Origin of the sequence: Tolypothrix bouteillei VB521301 (assembly GCF_000760695.4) — a bacterium.
Taxonomy (GTDB): domain Bacteria; phylum Cyanobacteriota; class Cyanobacteriia; order Cyanobacteriales; family Nostocaceae; genus Scytonema; species Scytonema bouteillei_A.
In genome coordinates, this window is record NZ_JHEG04000001.1 from 292,243 (window position 1) to 306,303 (window position 14,061).

Below are 14,061 nucleotides of genomic sequence, written 5' to 3' on the forward strand. Positions count from 1 at the left end.
CTCTGAGGGCAATTTGCTTATTCATTCTGGTTGTTCTGAATCTAAAAGCGTACCTTCTAAATTAGCTCTTTCCAAATTAGCTCCATTCAAATTCGCATCTTGCAGTTCCGCTTGACTCAAATTCGCATCTGTTAAGTCAGCAACAACTAGATCTGCTCCACTCAAGTTTGCTTGCTCCAAATTTGCAGCCATTAAATTTGCTTCATGCAAGTTAGCCTCGTTGAGAGTTGCAGTTATTAGGTTAGCAACAGTCAAGTCAGACTGACTTAAGTTAGCATTATCTAGAATGGCTCCATCTAAAATAGCTCCATCTAAAATGGCTCCACTTAAGTCGGCTCCACTCAAATTTGCCTGAGCTAAATTCGCTCCATTGAGATCTGCATTTGTCAGACTGGCTTGGCTGAGATTTGCTCCATTGAGATTTGCTCCATCAAGTAAAGCCCCATCCAAAATAACTTCACTGAGATCGGCTCCTGCGAGATTTACCTCACTTAGTTCGGCTTGTGTAAAATCTCTAACACCTGCTACATATTGTGAGAGGAGTTCTGTTGCTTTCATGACTCTTACCTAACTCAAATGACTCACAACGACTGATTTTCTAAAAGACTATTACTGTAAGTCTTTATTTAGAAAAATGAAACCTTTTTTTGAATATATAGCAGTCCAAAATGAAATACAAAAATAAGAGTGAAGACTGCTAATTGCTTTTTGACCATTAGCCATTAGCTATTAGCTATTAGCAATCCAAATTTTTTACAAATAATTTAGGATTGCCATATAACTGCAATTGTTCTAAAGTACCAAAAATAGCCCCTAAAATATGTCTATCTAAAGTTATAAATGTGGCAATCCTATTGAAATTTTGAAAAAAGTAAGTGGAGATTGCCCATCCTACAGGACTTAAAAATTTGCATGAATGATTTAGGATTGCTATGGTCTCTACATATAGATAGAGACAACAAAGAAATCATGGTAAAATTGTAGGCATTTGATTGAGAATATGACACAGTTATTAGACAAAGTTGTATGGATAACTGGTGCTTCTTCAGGCATAGGAGAAGCACTTACTTATGAAATAGCACGACAAGGAGCTAAAATTATTTTGTCGTCCCGCAGAGAACGGGAATTACATAGAGTTAAGAATCATTGTCCCGGAGAATCCGATAATTATAAAGTTCTTCCTCTTGATTTAACTAAAGCAGAAACATGGAAATCATCTGCGGAACAAGCCGAAAGCTTTTTTGGTCGGGTTGATATTCTTATTAATAATGGAGGAATCAGCCAGCGCTCTCTTGCTAGCAAAACCAGCATAGAGATTGAAAGAGAAATTATGGAAGTCAATTTCTTTTCTGCGATCGCTTTAACAAAATATATTTTACCAGGAATGATAGCCAGACAATCGGGACATATTATTGCTATCAGCAGTCTTGTTGGCAAATTTGGTACCCCTTTTCGTTCCACATATGCTGCTTCCAAACACGCATTGCATGGTTATTTTGATTCTTTAAGAGCGGAAGTTTGGCAAGAAAACATACAAGTTACGCTCATCTGTCCCGGCTATATTCAAACCAATGTCTCCCTTAACGCATTAACAGAAACGGGAGATAAATATAATATCATGGACAAAAACCAAGCAGAAGGATTACCCGCTTCTCAATGTGCCAAAGCAATAGTTAAAGCCATTCAATTAAATAAAGAAGAAATTTATATTGGTGGAAAAGAAATCGCCGGAGTGTATCTCAAACGACTTTTTCCAAATTTATTGTCAAAAATTGTACGTCGAATACAACCTTAAGCTAACAGCAGGAGAGATCCTTCGGGTTCTTACCTGAGAGAGGTTCAGTTATCTTTTCTAACGGTTATCATTCCAGAAACAGATTCAATAGAAATTTAACACAACTGCTAAGCCATAGGAGAAGGTAAATGAAATTGTCACCCCTTCCCCAGAATTGTTTACTTGCAATTGTACTGCTATCAAGCACGTTCACGATGCCAAGCAGTCAAACTCGAGCACAAAACGCCAACTCTCAACCATCAAAACTTAACTCAATTTCTGCATCTCAGGCTCGAGTCATACGTAAAGATCTATTTGTCACTAGTGCTCTGGGAATTCGCATTTTTGTGCGAGAGGTGGGATTTAATAACAATTCCGCTAACGCTGGTACTCCCATCTTGTTGATTCATGGAGGCGGTGGAGGCGGTCTTGCAACCTTTGATGTGAATGTACCGGGCTACTCTCTGGCTGAAAAATTCGCTAAAGCAGGACATCGGGTTTATGTGATGAATGTTCGAGGGTGGGAACGATCGACCCGTCCTCCAGCCCTGAATGCTCCTCCCAAAGCCAATCCACCAGCCGTGACTTCCGAGGAAGCAGTTCAAGACATTAATGCAGTCGTGGATTGGATAATTGCCCGCAATCAAGCTCGTTCTGTTGCACTTGTTGGTTGGGCAACAGGAGGACATTGGGCAGGTATGTATACCAGCCGCAATAACGATAAGGTAAGCCATTTGGTACTGCTGAACAGTCTGTATGCGGTAAATGCACCTTGGGAATATCGCAAAAACTTTGAGAATTCCGACCGTCCGGGAGAGTTTGAGCGGGATGCTGGTGCTTACCGATTGGTAACAGCCGATGGACTTATAGCAAATTGGACAGAATCGATTCCAATGGCGGACAAAAGTTTGTGGCGTGTCCCTGCAGTTGCACAAGCCTATCAACAAATCACTCTAGCAAGCGATCCCACGAGTGGAATGCGTCAACCTCCAAGTGCAAGAATTCCTGGGGGGTACCGTTTGGAAAGCTACAACCTCTCACGCGGTCAAAAATATTGGAATGCTTCAGATATTCGCGTTCCCACTCTGTTAATTCGGGGCGAACAAGACCATTGGTCAAGACCGGAAGATATCACAACTTTGAAAGCAGAGTTAGTGAATGCTCCTAGCGTCAAAACTGTTGTCATTCCTAACAGCGGTCATTTTTTGTTACTAGACAGACCAGAACGAGGTCGCGATCGCTTTATAGCTGAGACAATCTCATTTCTTAAATGAGTTTTTTAACCTCACACTTGTCACGTAGCAATCCTACTCGATCTTTGACAATTAACTGCGTCTAAATCCCCGACTTCGTTAAGAAATCGGGGATTTAACTTTTAATAATTCAATCCTCGTCTTCATCTTCCTCATCCCCAAGAATGTTGAACATTGTGCCCATACCTGCAACTAACTGTTGTGCAACATTCATCAGCTGCCGAGCATCTTCTTCTGAAGCGATGTTGACATAGAGGCTTTCAGTATCCAAGCCTGCATACATGGGATGATATATAGCAAAAACTCCATGACTCGGGTTTTCGTAAAGTTCGATTTCCGTGTAACCCAATGCTTCTCTATTAATTAATTCATAACCGTTTTCCTGCAGCCAGCTTGACCAGTTACCCTCGCCAGCACGAGGTAATTCTGATAACTGCTTGGTCTGCCAGTCCATCACTTTCATGGGATTCATGGTTTATTTCCTTTGCCCTGCGATTGCATTTTCTCAAAAATACAATAGCAAGTGGAATGCCAACGCTTCCAAGCATCTAATTCCCTGTCATTATCCACTCGCGTGCAGCCTTTTCTGCGGCTTCAGGAGCAAAGTAGAGCTTGCGTTCGCCAAAGACGACACCGCCAGAGCTAATAACTCGAAACTGCCAACAGTCAGCTTCAGTGTAAAAAATTACAAGTATGTAATTGCGGATACCAACAACTGCGTGAACGAGAGTATGAGTCATGTTGTGGCAGACAGAAGCATGGTCTTTGACACTCTCCGCCCTAAAGGGTCGGAGATTCTTGGTTCATTGACTCGCCGTTAGACGACAGGTTTGCACCAATCGCCCAAGAGGGCAAATCTCCCCAAGCGTAAGTTCCCATGTGCCCCACGGTACTGAGTCCCAATTTAAGGATATTGATGGCTGCGTTCACGTCTCTATCTTCCACAAAACCGCAATGTGGACAAACATGGGTTCTAGTGGATAGAGACTTCTTCACCTTCTCACCACAATTAGAGCAATTCTGGCTTGTGTTATGGGGAGGTACGGCAACTGTAACCTTCCCACATTTGTGACCAAAATACTCTAACCATGACCGGAAAGTTGACCAGCCAGCGTCAGATATTGACTTAGCCAGATGACGATTACGTACCAAGCCTTTCACATTCAAGTCTTCATAGGCTACCAAATCGTTAGATTGGATGACGGAGTATGCTAATTTCTTGCAATACTCTTTTCGTTGCCTACTTACTCTTAAATGTTTACGGGCATATCGATTTCTAGCTTTGTGGTAGTTGGTTGATTGTGTCTGTTTCGCTTTTTTCTTTTTGGGGTCGTACTTCTTGGATTTTTTGCGGTTAGCACGGTTCAACTGTTTTTCAGACTGGCGATAAAACTGGGGAGATTGTTCTACATTGCCTTTGTTATCAGCAATGAAGTACTTCAATCCCAAGTCAATACCTACTATTTGACCTGTCGGTTGAGTCTCAACTTTTAGGTCAACATCGATGGCAAATTGAGCATAGTACCCGTCAGCACGACGCACTAATCGGACTCGCTTAATTTGTTTGAGCTCATAGTAGTTAAGGTCATAAGTTCCCTTTAATTTTAAGGTTCCTATTCCTTTCTTGTCAGAGAAAGTTATAGCTTTGCGGGTATCAGAAAGTTTCCATCCTGATGTTTTATATTCAACAGAACGGCAATGTTTCTTGAACTTTGGAAAACCCTTCTTTCCTTTAACTTTCTTTTTGCAGTTATCATAAAACCGAGCGATCGCCGACCATGCCCGTTCTGCCGCAGATTGTCTCGCCATTGAGTTAAGTTCGTCGGCAAAAGAAAACTCAGCAGCAAGAACAGCACAATGCTTATTCAAAGCATATTTATCTACTTTCTTGTCCTTGTTATCCATCCAATGTCTGAGACATTTGTTTTGAATGAACTGACTAGTACGAATAGCGTCGTTTATCGCCCTATACTGCCTGTCTTTCCCTTCGACCTTAAACTCGTAGATTATCATCGGCTCGACCTAACCAACTCCATCTTTATGCTACTATGTTTTGCATAAAGTCGCCCTAGAAGGGCGAGGTTTTAAACCCAAATTTCTGATAAAAGCTCTCTGGGGAAGCTAAATCTTTCGCAAGGAGAATTTTGAACCAGAGTGAAAACAGGATCTAACCTATGGTATAATACATTTTACCAAAAACAAATTCTGCGGTATTTTGTCCGCTACTCGTCATGCATTTTAGAATTTTAGTTGTAGGAAGCGAGATGGCTTCCCAAAAGGAGGATGACCGGCGCTAAATGTTCCGGTCACCGTCGGCTCGACGTTGAGGCTGCGTTAGCCGAAGTTAAAAAGCTTCAATTTGACCGCAAATATCGTGATGCCTCTGGATTGTTTTTCATCGAAGGTGTACGGAATTTTGTGCAAGCAATTGACAATGGCTTTGATGTATCTACAATCCTGTTTAGTGAGAAACTGCTGACAGCACCTATTGCACGAAAGCTAGTTCGCCAAACTCGGCGCAAAGGCGCGAACAGCGTCTCCATCACACCAGAACAATTTCGACAAATCTCTCATACCGAACGTGCTTCAGGTGTTGCGGCGATCTTGCGTCAGCGCTGGTTCAAGTTGCATGATGTTTCTCCACAAACTGGTTTGTGCTGGGTAGCTATTGAAACTGTGCGCTCGCCGGGAAACTTAGGAACCTTAATTCGTACTTCTGAGGCTATAGGTGGTGCTGGATTCATATTTATTGGTGGGAGAGTCGATCCATTCGATCCGGATGTTATTCGAGCATCTATGGGCGCACTCTTCCGTCAGAAGTTTATACGCACCGGATTTTCTACACTGACTGAGTGGATAAATCGCCACTCCTGTCATGTCATTGGTGCTTCACCAGACGGAACAATTGACTTTCATCAATTTGATTATCCTGGTTCGACTGTTCTGTTCTTAGGTGAGGAACGTCAAGGTTTAACCCAACAACAGAGAGATTTGTGTCAGCATCTTATACGGATTCCAATCGTAGGGACTGCTGACTCTCTCAATCTCGCTGTAGCAGGTAGCCTCCTCATGTATGAGGTTTATAGGTCAAAAGTTTTCAATATCTAGAACCACAGTATTTTCTTATAGAAAGGGTATCTCGTATCTGTTCTCGCTGGAGGGGATGCGAGAAACCCTTTGATGATTTGGATAGAAACTGAGGGAACACTGAAGATACACATCTTCGTTCGTATGCAAATTCCTCATGAAAATAATGGCGCAAACGAGTACCAGGCTTGTCATGCGGCACCGACCTCTGGGAAAGTGGTGGCAAGGTGGGTTAATTTTTGCTTTTAGCTTGGTTTTTGTGATTTCCGGACTGTTTGTTACGCCTGTTTCGGCTAGTTTCAACTGTCATCGCTTCTCATCCAACCAAATCAATTGTGAATTAAAGCAATTTAGAATACTGGGAGGTACAAAAAAACAACGTATTTTCGATCCTCAAATAGCAAATATTAGAACCAAAAGTGGCAGTCGGGGAGGAAGCAGGTATCAGGTCGTTATTTCAAGCCCACAGGGAGAATTTGAGATTCAGTCACCTACTCACAACTACGAACAAAATCAGCAAGTTGCTTCCCAAATAAATAGTTTTATTAGCTCTCAGCAAACAGACTTCTCAGTTAGGCAAAACCAGTGGCATGATTACTCTTTATATTTTCTATTCATTCTAGTGCTAATGACAATTGGAATGTTCTTAATCACATCTCCTGTTGAAAACTGTACTTTCTACAAGAGTCTAAATAAAGTTGTGATAGAACGCAAAGGTTTACGCGATCGCAAGCTCGTTGAATATCCATTTTCAGAGATTTTACGTGTTGACATAGAATCAAAAAGCGAACGTTACGGCAAGCGTTACCGACTTATCCTGATTTTGAAATTTTTACAGGAGATTCCAATTCATCAAAACTATACCAACAAAGAAGATGTTTCTCATTGCCTTTTCAACATCCATTTATTTATGGAGCACAAAATTTAACTGGGGCATTTATGCAAAAGTCTCTAGACACAATTAACAGGTTCAACAGGATAGCTCTCCACTCAGTCTATGATGAAACATCGGCTTACGTACTTATACTGTCAGAATGTTCCGTCAATCAGTGCTAGCCGCCGCCTTTCGTGGCGAACTCGTTCCCGAAGACCCCAATGACGAACCTGCATCTGTCCTGCTAGAATGCATTCGCGCAGAACGTGCCTTACTCCAAAACCAAACCAAAACTGCTAAGAAATACACACCCAAAACTGGTGGACGGCGGGGTAAAAAAACCCAACAGTCAGAACCAGAACCGGAGTCAGTGCAGTTAGAGTTATTGGAATAGCGTATAGGGCGAGCGCTCAGGCGTGGAGTAGTTTGGCTATGGCTGCACACAAGGGCTTAGCGAGCACTTTGGGTTGCTTATACCAACATCTGCATATTTAAATCGTTGAAGCAGTGTTCCATTCAGAATTAAAAAACATCGAATCTTGTGTATCAGATTCCAAGTGAGCCGCTTCATTTTTTGATAGGTCATTCAGAGATAACCCTATGATAAGACTTTGCCCACCACTTAAAAGCATGAAACGACGGTGTTCTTTATCAGATTTTAATTGCCGGATTTCTCCTAAAGAGTTTAGCTCTTTAAACCATGATTGAATATAAGGCTTAGTTAATCTATTACCCACTTTGCTTGAGGTAAGCAGGCGTACATTTTGTGAAACAGAGACTCCAAGTGTTGCTAGTGTTAAAATGTGGCTCAAACCTTTGTTATCTAAATAAGGGTCAAAGACTGCTTCAATTGTAGATGTGGCAATTAATCCTACTAACTTGCTAAAATTTGTGGTAGGTTCATTTTGGTAAAGACGTATTGACGTTGGAGTTGAAGACCATAACAATGCCGTTGAAGTGAATGGAATTCGATTTGAAACTTTAGTCCCCGAACGAATGATACACCTTCCTAAGCATGGAGACGAAACTCCTGTTCAGTTTGGAGTTCGGATTACCAATCAAACGTCAATTCCTTATCGTTTTGAGTTGCAGCGGTTTCTACCAGAACTTTCAGATTCACATGGACGGCTAATGAAAGTAGAAGGCGTAAATCGGAATACTAGTACTGAAACTGAAGAATCAGATATTCCGCTGATTACACCCGGACAGAATTTGGAATTTTTAGTGAATGCCCAATTCAGTTGGTACAGCAAAGACTGCCTTACGCTTTCAGGTAAAGCATTTTATGGAGGTGTTTGGGAATTATATAACTTCAAATCTGGTACATACCAAATTAGGCTTAATTATGAAAATTATCTGGTAAAAAAGAAGATGTTTTTATCAAAAGGAAGAATGGAAGTTGATAGTTTTTGGGTAGGAAAAGTTGCCACAAATTTAGCTCAACTGTCCCTCAGATAAAACTGAATACTGTCTAACTAATGATGCAGAAGTAATACCATTTTGGGTCATTTACTTATACATAGCTCAAGCAGCCAATTTGGAGGATGCTGTTGCGATGATACGCACTCAGTACCCAGAAGTGGTGGAGACCTTGGAAGTCGTGACTGTGGGCGACGTGCTAGCACCTAATCAAGTCATTGCTTTAGACTACAGTCAGTTACTATCAAATTGACATCTCCAACCAGCCTTAAATGCCGTCCCGTTATATTCACTCCCGCCTAGAACGAATGCGCCGAGTGGATGAATACCCTTTCCCAAAGGGAACTAAGGGGGGTAGTAATGTGATGAAAATGACAGCTAACCACTTTTCAAACATCTTCTTAGATACCTTTCCGGATATCACAGAACAATCGCCATCTTCAAAACGGTAGTTATTGATTGCTCTTTTCTTACATATTAGGACAAGTTGGCATATCATCTCCAACAAGTAGTCTTGCAAGACTGGGCAATGCCTCACCGTAAGTTGGGTGAATGTGAACCGATTGTTCGAGTACCTGCCAAGTTGCTTTAGCTTCCATAAGTGACAAAAAGACATGCACGAGTTCCGCCGTTTCGTACCCAACCAACGTTGCTCCTAAAATCAAATTTGTGTGTGTGTCGATAACCATGCGGTAGAAACCCAGATCGTGCCCCCATTCAATGCTACGGGCGATGTAAGCCATCGGCAGGGTGACTTCGCGGGCGGTAATTCCCTGTTTTTGAGCCTGGTCTAGCGTCATCCCTACCCGACCCACTTGCGGCTCTGTGTAAACGGCATAGCCTAACACTCGATCGTTGCGTGTCCGGTGTTCGCCACACAGAATGGCTTTCAATCGACGATAGTCTTCCCAAGAAACATGGGTAAAAGCAGGCTGCTTGGCAACGTCTCCGATCGCATAAATTCCAGAATGAGTTGTTTGAAACCGCTCGTCGATTTTAACAAACCCTTGTGCATCTAATTCAACGCCTGTCACTGCGGTATTTAATGCCTGAGTATTCGGTTTGCGCCCAGTCGCAATCAGCAATGCTTCCCCATTAAGTACTTCACCATTATTCAGCGTTAGGGTAAACACACCATTGGTATAAGCAACCTGCCGAACAGTCACATTGAAATGCAGTCCAATTCCGTCTTGCTTAAAGGCATCGGCAAGCACAGCACTGACATCGGATTCTTCTTGAGCCAGCAAGCGATCGCCCCGCACAATCAATGTGGTTTGGCTCCCTAAACGTGCCATTCCTTGCCCTAACTCTAGGGCAATATAGCCACCGCCGACTACGAGCAATCGTGGGGGAATTTGCTGCAAATCAAAGAAATTTCGGTTGGTGAGATAAGGCGTTCCAGCTAAACCAGGAATGTCAGGAATAGTAGAGGATGTTCCCGTGTTGATGACCACGAGCGGAGCCTGCACGGTTACACCTCCTCCGCTCACAGTTCGTTCTCCGGTGAAAGCGGCTTCAGCGCAAACAACTCTAACCCCTGCACTCTCTAATCGGCGCTTAGTACCCTGGTTAAACTGGCTGCGAATACTACGCACACGCTCCATCACAGTAGAAAAATTAACTTCAACCTGCGCGTGTATGCCTAGCTTTGCCGCTTGTCGAGCGCGACCTGCGGCATGGGCAGCTGCTAAAAAGGCTTTAGAAGGAGTACAGCCATAGTTTATGCAACTGCCGCCCAATGCATCGCGCTCAAATAGAACGACATTTCGACCTGCTTTGGCAAAGTCAACCGCAAGTGGAACTCCGCCCTGACCGCTTCCAATCACAATTACATCTGCTGTTTCCATGGTTACCTCTGTTAATAGCTACTACTTATTGCAGTTTGTCGAGTATGACTAGCTTTAATTAAATCAGTGAGAAGGTCGCCGATTGCGATCGTTGGTGCGTTTGTATTGCTTGTCCTCAGCATTTATGATGGAGGAATTGAGAACTTGTGAGTCCTCAATTCCATGTACTCGTAATTCTGAGTTTACCACTGCCATTGAGTCAGTACTCCGGAATGCAAGTTAGTGTCCTGCGCTCTGTCCCCCATCGACATGAAGGATTTCACCCGTCACGAAGTTAGCTGACTCGAGGTAGAGAACCGCATCGACAACATCGGAAATCTCGCCCATATGACCGATCGGGTGCAGGGCATCGAGCTGTACGTGGGTTTCGACAGGATGCATTGGCGTCTTGATAGTACCCAGCGCCACTGCGTTCACCCGGATACTGCGCTTGGCATACTCGATCGCTAGCGATTTGGTCGCAGCATTTAGTCCGCCCTTTGTCAGCGACGCAAGCACGGACGGTACGCCAGCGATCGGGTTGTCAACCAAGCTCGTCGAGATCTGCACGATATGACCGCTGCCCTGCTTCTCCATTTCGGCGATGGCGAATTGCGTCATGTGAAAGAAACCAGCGATGTTGGTGCCCAAGTACGCTGCGTAGTCAGCTTCGGTGTATTGGGTAAATGGCTTGGAGATGAAGATGCCAGCGTTGTTGATGAGGGTATCGATGCGCCCGAATCGAGCCACGCCTTCGGAAATGGCACGCTCGGCGGTTTTTCGCTCGGCGATGTCACCAGGTATCACTAGGACTTCATCATCATTCGATGGCTCGATTGAGCGCGAGGTCGCCACCACCCGATAATTGCGATCGCGGTACGCCTTGACGAGGGCTGCGCCGATGCCTTGCGATGCCCCGGTAATCACAACAACTTTCTGTTCAGTGCTCATAGTAAAACTCCTTTATGCTTTTGAGGGTGTTGCAATTCTGACCTCATCATTTGGAAAGAACAGAAAAAACCTCTTCCATGTAACGGTCAGCAGCTGCGTCAGCTTCTTCTGGACTGCTGCCATTTTGACGTGCCTTTAGATAAGGTGTGTACCAATCCCACCAGTGATGCTCGGAGTGAACCTTCTCGTAGCGATCGTGGTGCTCTGCCGTCTCGCGGAGAAGAGTTGCAAAGGTTGCAACGTCCATGTCTCGTGCTTGCGTCAACTCCCACTCGCGACCGGGAAGTCGTTCCTCGATCTCCTGGAGCAACCAGAGATTCCCTTCTGGATCTTCAAACGAGGCAAATGAGAAATAAGAACGACCTTGCGGGTCGCGTCCGCCGACTCGCGGGTTCTCAACAGCGTTGTTAAAGGGTCCGCCAGCGTAGTGGAAAATCTCGCTCACGTTGACACCACGAGCGATCAAGTCTTCGCGGGCGGCGTCGAGGTCGTCCACGGCTAGAACCAGGTTGTGCGCCGAGCCAATATTGTTCGGAGTCACTCCTTTGCCGAAGATAATCGAGGCTTCCGAGTTGTGGGGCGTCATCTGCACGCCACGGAAGTCGCCCTCCACCACGTCGATGTCGAACCGCCAGCCGAGATTCTCGTAGAATGCCTTCGCACGGTCAACGTCGGAAACGCTGAATACCACGACTTCGAGTTTCATGTTTTGACTGCTTAAGCGATTGCTACTCATTTCGATCTCCTTTATTGTTGATGGATTTGATGTTCAAATTGATTACTTTTCATTCTTCTTTAATCGCCCAATATAAACCACTCAAGTTATTTGAGTTAAAACGCGATTTAATTGTTCTTTGCTTGAAGCAGGCTACCCTAAGTGAGCCACAAGCAATATCAACACGTTGATGGTCAAAGTCGTATTTACTATTTTTCAATCCTGATAATGCTTTTTCGTATTCTGCCTTTTCTGCCTACACTTAAGATTAAAGTGTACTTATCCCCTTGTCCAAACATTTTGATTACAACATGAATTTTCTCTCATGGAGGCGTCGCTTGCGTGGAAAACAGCTGACAAATCAAAAATCGCCAGATGCATCGGCAGCAGTCCCCCTACTTTTTCCTGGGGTAGCGGTAGATGCAGATGAAGTTTCTCTGTTCCATCAGACCATCGATCGAGGCATAGCCAAACGAGAATTGCAGTCTGGCAAACTGCTGTGGACTGTGCCAACTCCGGGAGTACCTCTGGCAGTAGTGGGGCAAAATGTTTGGCTGATAGAAGGATTGGGTAGTCAATTTTGCATCCTAGCACTGAATACTGAAACTGGTGAAACAGTCCACACCTCGACTTGGTTCAATATGCTATTGGGCTTGCCTGCCATCTTTGACTATAACCATTATCAGGGACTATCCATTAATGTTGAAGCAGCCCAGCAAGCTTCAACACAAAACCTTTGGATACGCATTGATGGCAGAACCCAATACGCGGGAGGAGCCGTTCCCAGCCCGCACATAGAAGCTGAAAGTTATAAAGCAATTTCTATGTTGGTGCAAGTTATTCCAGCAACAGCAAATGTCTCGTTAGCTAAAACCGATCGCATAGATGGCTTCACAAAGTTCATGGAGAACCAGCAGGATAATCAACTGCCCATTCCTTTTCCCAGCGACTGTGTTGGGGGAGTGCCAGTCAATTCGTCTTTGATGTCGTCCCAGAAACATTGGGTGGTTCGCTCTGCCCAACTCTCTAACTGCGTTGTGTTGCTGCAGATTTTACCTGTCGATAACTTTAGTGCGCCTTTTTTGCTTCTGCGAGTATTTTCGTCAGATTTAAAGCGCTTGCTGTGGCAGCAACCCATTAGTAATTACTACGAATCCCCAGCCCGCTGCTAACAACTGATGGAATGCGAGCACTTGAGGAGTAATAACATTACGTGAAAAAACAATAAGTAGTTTGTTAGATATCTCCAGAACAATTGCATTTTTGAATTGAAATTCCTATAAACCCAAGTAATAGGGGAGAAAAGAAACAAAATACTCATGACTCCCCTAGTATCAGATTATTAACTTTTTTAGGCTTCTACAGGATTAGATCTATCTCGTAACCATTGTTCTAAATCAGCAACAGTCGAAAAATCCAGTAATGCTTCTGCTAATTCTTCTAACTGTGCAACAGGTAATTTACAAATTTGCTCAATGAATGGGGCTTCAATCTCACCAAGACGACGATTGAGTTGTCGTATAATGACTTTCTGCTCACCTATTATTTCGCCTTCTTCCCTACCTTCTTCCCTACCTTCTTCCCTAGCAAGTTGTACAGTTGGGCTCACCAAAGCCATTTTCCTTTCCTCCTCAAAACGATTGATTTTGGCAACTAATCTTTTTTGTAGCTGTTCGGGCAGCGTCATCATTGTATCAATTATGTCAAAGAGCTTAACAATTTGCTGTTTTGTCAAACCCTGCTCATAAAGTCCGCAAATTAAATGCCATTTCCATTCTTCCCTTTGAGTCAAATTACTCGTGGTTGCTTTAGTTTTTAGATGTGCCATCGTAATGATGGCAAATGGATTACTATTGGATTCTAACTCATGCCAACTCTGTTCGTAATCCATAAGCTTGACAGAGGGAAATGTGAAACTCAATGAGCAATCTAAAACAGATTTAGCATAGCGGTTAGGTCGCCATGTAGGAATAGTGTCACCTAAAACCGCCAAACTAACAACAAATTTCTCATAAAGTTCGGCGGCGCGGTAATTATAAGTGTAAGTAAGTCAGCGTTAAAAAATCAAACTATGTAACGACATATAAAATCAACAAAGAGCCTATGAATACGTCGTTCTAAGGTTTTTACAAAACTCAACATACATTGGTTTTATCGCGCCG

17 protein-coding genes are annotated in these 14,061 nt (G+C 43.6%); 7 read left to right on the forward strand and 10 right to left on the reverse strand.

The window, feature by feature from the left end:
• Positions 1–21 precede the first annotated feature (21 nt).
• Positions 22–558 (reverse strand): pentapeptide repeat-containing protein, encoded by a 537-nt coding sequence (locus tag HC643_RS01165; protein ID WP_038080540.1) that lies wholly within the window; start codon positions 556–558, stop codon positions 22–24.
• 442 nt (positions 559–1,000) lie between these two features.
• Here HC643_RS01165 and HC643_RS01170 point away from each other — a divergent pair, with 442 nt between their 5' ends.
• Both HC643_RS01170 and HC643_RS01175 read left to right on the forward strand, forming a co-directional pair.
• On the forward strand, positions 1,001–1,795 hold the full coding sequence (locus HC643_RS01170; RefSeq protein WP_038080542.1) for an SDR family oxidoreductase: 795 nt from the start codon (positions 1,001–1,003) through the stop codon (positions 1,793–1,795).
• Positions 1,796–1,923: 128 nt separating this feature from the next.
• Complete coding sequence (locus tag HC643_RS01175; protein ID WP_038080544.1) at positions 1,924–3,048, forward strand: alpha/beta fold hydrolase; 1,125 nt, start codon at positions 1,924–1,926, stop codon at positions 3,046–3,048.
• A 109-nt stretch (positions 3,049–3,157) separates the two neighbouring features.
• On the opposite strand, the gene HC643_RS01180 is transcribed toward HC643_RS01175, so the two are convergent.
• The 3 genes from HC643_RS01180 to HC643_RS01190 all read right to left on the reverse strand — a co-directional run bounded on the left by HC643_RS01180 (position 3,158) and on the right by HC643_RS01190 (position 5,040).
• The gene (locus tag HC643_RS01180; RefSeq protein WP_050045109.1) at positions 3,158–3,499 is read right to left on the reverse strand and encodes a hypothetical protein; all 342 of its coding nucleotides are present in this window, start codon (positions 3,497–3,499) and stop codon (positions 3,158–3,160) included.
• A gap of 76 nt (positions 3,500–3,575) precedes the next feature.
• Complete coding sequence (locus tag HC643_RS01185; RefSeq protein ID WP_038080548.1) at positions 3,576–3,767, reverse strand: hypothetical protein; 192 nt, start codon at positions 3,765–3,767, stop codon at positions 3,576–3,578.
• 40 nt (positions 3,768–3,807) lie between these two features.
• A complete protein-coding gene (locus HC643_RS01190) occupies positions 3,808–5,040 on the reverse strand; it encodes an RNA-guided endonuclease InsQ/TnpB family protein (RefSeq protein WP_038080550.1) in 1,233 nt (410 codons plus the stop codon).
• Between the two features lie 270 nt (positions 5,041–5,310).
• On the opposite strand from HC643_RS01190, the gene HC643_RS01195 reads away from it, so the two are divergent.
• The 3 genes from HC643_RS01195 (at position 5,311) to HC643_RS40695 (ending at position 7,382) form a co-directional block, all read left to right on the forward strand.
• The gene (locus HC643_RS01195) at positions 5,311–6,135 is read left to right on the forward strand and encodes a TrmH family RNA methyltransferase (RefSeq protein ID WP_038080552.1); all 825 of its coding nucleotides are present in this window, start codon (positions 5,311–5,313) and stop codon (positions 6,133–6,135) included.
• 145 nt (positions 6,136–6,280) lie between these two features.
• Positions 6,281–7,042 (forward strand): hypothetical protein, encoded by a 762-nt coding sequence (locus HC643_RS01200; protein ID WP_237265800.1) that lies wholly within the window; start codon positions 6,281–6,283, stop codon positions 7,040–7,042.
• Between the two features lie 106 nt (positions 7,043–7,148).
• Positions 7,149–7,382, forward strand: a complete 234-nt coding sequence (locus tag HC643_RS40695; protein WP_038080556.1) for a hypothetical protein — start codon at positions 7,149–7,151, stop codon at positions 7,380–7,382.
• Between the two features lie 97 nt (positions 7,383–7,479).
• On the opposite strand, the gene HC643_RS01210 is transcribed toward HC643_RS40695, so the two are convergent.
• A complete protein-coding gene (locus HC643_RS01210; protein WP_038080557.1) occupies positions 7,480–7,935 on the reverse strand; it encodes a hypothetical protein in 456 nt (151 codons plus the stop codon).
• Positions 7,936–7,945: 10 nt separating this feature from the next.
• Between HC643_RS01210 and HC643_RS01215 the strand changes: the two genes are divergently transcribed.
• Complete coding sequence (locus HC643_RS01215; protein ID WP_050045110.1) at positions 7,946–8,446, forward strand: hypothetical protein; 501 nt, start codon at positions 7,946–7,948, stop codon at positions 8,444–8,446.
• Between the two features lie 431 nt (positions 8,447–8,877).
• Here HC643_RS01215 and HC643_RS01220 read toward each other — a convergent pair whose 3' ends face one another.
• From HC643_RS01220 to HC643_RS01230, 4 genes are all read right to left on the reverse strand, one after another.
• The gene (locus tag HC643_RS01220; RefSeq protein WP_038080566.1) at positions 8,878–10,254 is read right to left on the reverse strand and encodes a dihydrolipoyl dehydrogenase family protein; all 1,377 of its coding nucleotides are present in this window, start codon (positions 10,252–10,254) and stop codon (positions 8,878–8,880) included.
• Between the two features lie 63 nt (positions 10,255–10,317).
• Positions 10,318–10,449, reverse strand: a complete 132-nt coding sequence (locus HC643_RS41935; RefSeq protein ID WP_272899685.1) for a hypothetical protein — start codon at positions 10,447–10,449, stop codon at positions 10,318–10,320.
• Positions 10,450–10,473: 24 nt separating this feature from the next.
• Positions 10,474–11,184: an SDR family NAD(P)-dependent oxidoreductase gene (locus HC643_RS01225; RefSeq protein WP_038080567.1), complete on the reverse strand. Its 711-nt coding sequence runs from the start codon at positions 11,182–11,184 to the stop codon at positions 10,474–10,476.
• 46 nt (positions 11,185–11,230) lie between these two features.
• Positions 11,231–11,920 carry a VOC family protein gene (locus HC643_RS01230; RefSeq protein WP_038080569.1) on the reverse strand — a complete coding sequence of 230 codons (690 nt, stop codon included), beginning with the start codon at positions 11,918–11,920 and terminating at the stop codon, positions 11,231–11,233.
• 290 nt (positions 11,921–12,210) lie between these two features.
• Here HC643_RS01230 and HC643_RS01235 point away from each other — a divergent pair, with 290 nt between their 5' ends.
• Complete coding sequence (locus HC643_RS01235; RefSeq protein WP_038080571.1) at positions 12,211–13,071, forward strand: hypothetical protein; 861 nt, start codon at positions 12,211–12,213, stop codon at positions 13,069–13,071.
• A gap of 179 nt (positions 13,072–13,250) precedes the next feature.
• Here the strand turns inward: HC643_RS01235 and HC643_RS01240 are convergent, their stop codons facing one another.
• A complete protein-coding gene (locus HC643_RS01240; RefSeq protein ID WP_237265801.1) occupies positions 13,251–13,790 on the reverse strand; it encodes a DUF4351 domain-containing protein in 540 nt (179 codons plus the stop codon).
• Positions 13,791–14,061: the final 271 nt, after the last annotated feature.

Excerpts from the sequence above, each read along its gene's own strand:
- HC643_RS01200 (WP_237265800.1), top strand. The coding sequence starts at position 6,281 with ATGGCGCAAACGAGTACCAGGCTTGTCATGCGGCACCGACCTCTGGGA.
- HC643_RS01165 (WP_038080540.1), bottom strand. The coding sequence starts at position 558 with ATGAAAGCAACAGAACTCCTCTCACAATATGTAGCAGGTGTTAGAGAT.
- HC643_RS01180 (WP_050045109.1), bottom strand. The coding sequence starts at position 3,499 with ATGAATCCCATGAAAGTGATGGACTGGCAGACCAAGCAGTTATCAGAA.
- HC643_RS01240 (WP_237265801.1), bottom strand. The coding sequence starts at position 13,790 with ATGGATTACGAACAGAGTTGGCATGAGTTAGAATCCAATAGTAATCCA.
- HC643_RS40695 (WP_038080556.1), top strand. The coding sequence starts at position 7,149 with ATGTTCCGTCAATCAGTGCTAGCCGCCGCCTTTCGTGGCGAACTCGTT.
- HC643_RS01220 (WP_038080566.1), bottom strand. The coding sequence starts at position 10,254 with ATGGAAACAGCAGATGTAATTGTGATTGGAAGCGGTCAGGGCGGAGTT.
- HC643_RS01235 (WP_038080571.1), top strand. The coding sequence starts at position 12,211 with ATGAATTTTCTCTCATGGAGGCGTCGCTTGCGTGGAAAACAGCTGACA.
- HC643_RS01195 (WP_038080552.1), top strand. The coding sequence starts at position 5,311 with ATGACCGGCGCTAAATGTTCCGGTCACCGTCGGCTCGACGTTGAGGCT.
- HC643_RS01225 (WP_038080567.1), bottom strand. The coding sequence starts at position 11,184 with ATGAGCACTGAACAGAAAGTTGTTGTGATTACCGGGGCATCGCAAGGC.
- HC643_RS01190 (WP_038080550.1), bottom strand. The coding sequence starts at position 5,040 with ATGATAATCTACGAGTTTAAGGTCGAAGGGAAAGACAGGCAGTATAGG.
- HC643_RS01230 (WP_038080569.1), bottom strand. The coding sequence starts at position 11,920 with ATGAGTAGCAATCGCTTAAGCAGTCAAAACATGAAACTCGAAGTCGTG.
- HC643_RS41935 (WP_272899685.1), bottom strand. The coding sequence starts at position 10,449 with ATGGCAGTGGTAAACTCAGAATTACGAGTACATGGAATTGAGGACTCA.
- HC643_RS01185 (WP_038080548.1), bottom strand. The coding sequence starts at position 3,767 with ATGACTCATACTCTCGTTCACGCAGTTGTTGGTATCCGCAATTACATA.
- HC643_RS01170 (WP_038080542.1), top strand. The coding sequence starts at position 1,001 with ATGACACAGTTATTAGACAAAGTTGTATGGATAACTGGTGCTTCTTCA.
- HC643_RS01175 (WP_038080544.1), top strand. The coding sequence starts at position 1,924 with ATGAAATTGTCACCCCTTCCCCAGAATTGTTTACTTGCAATTGTACTG.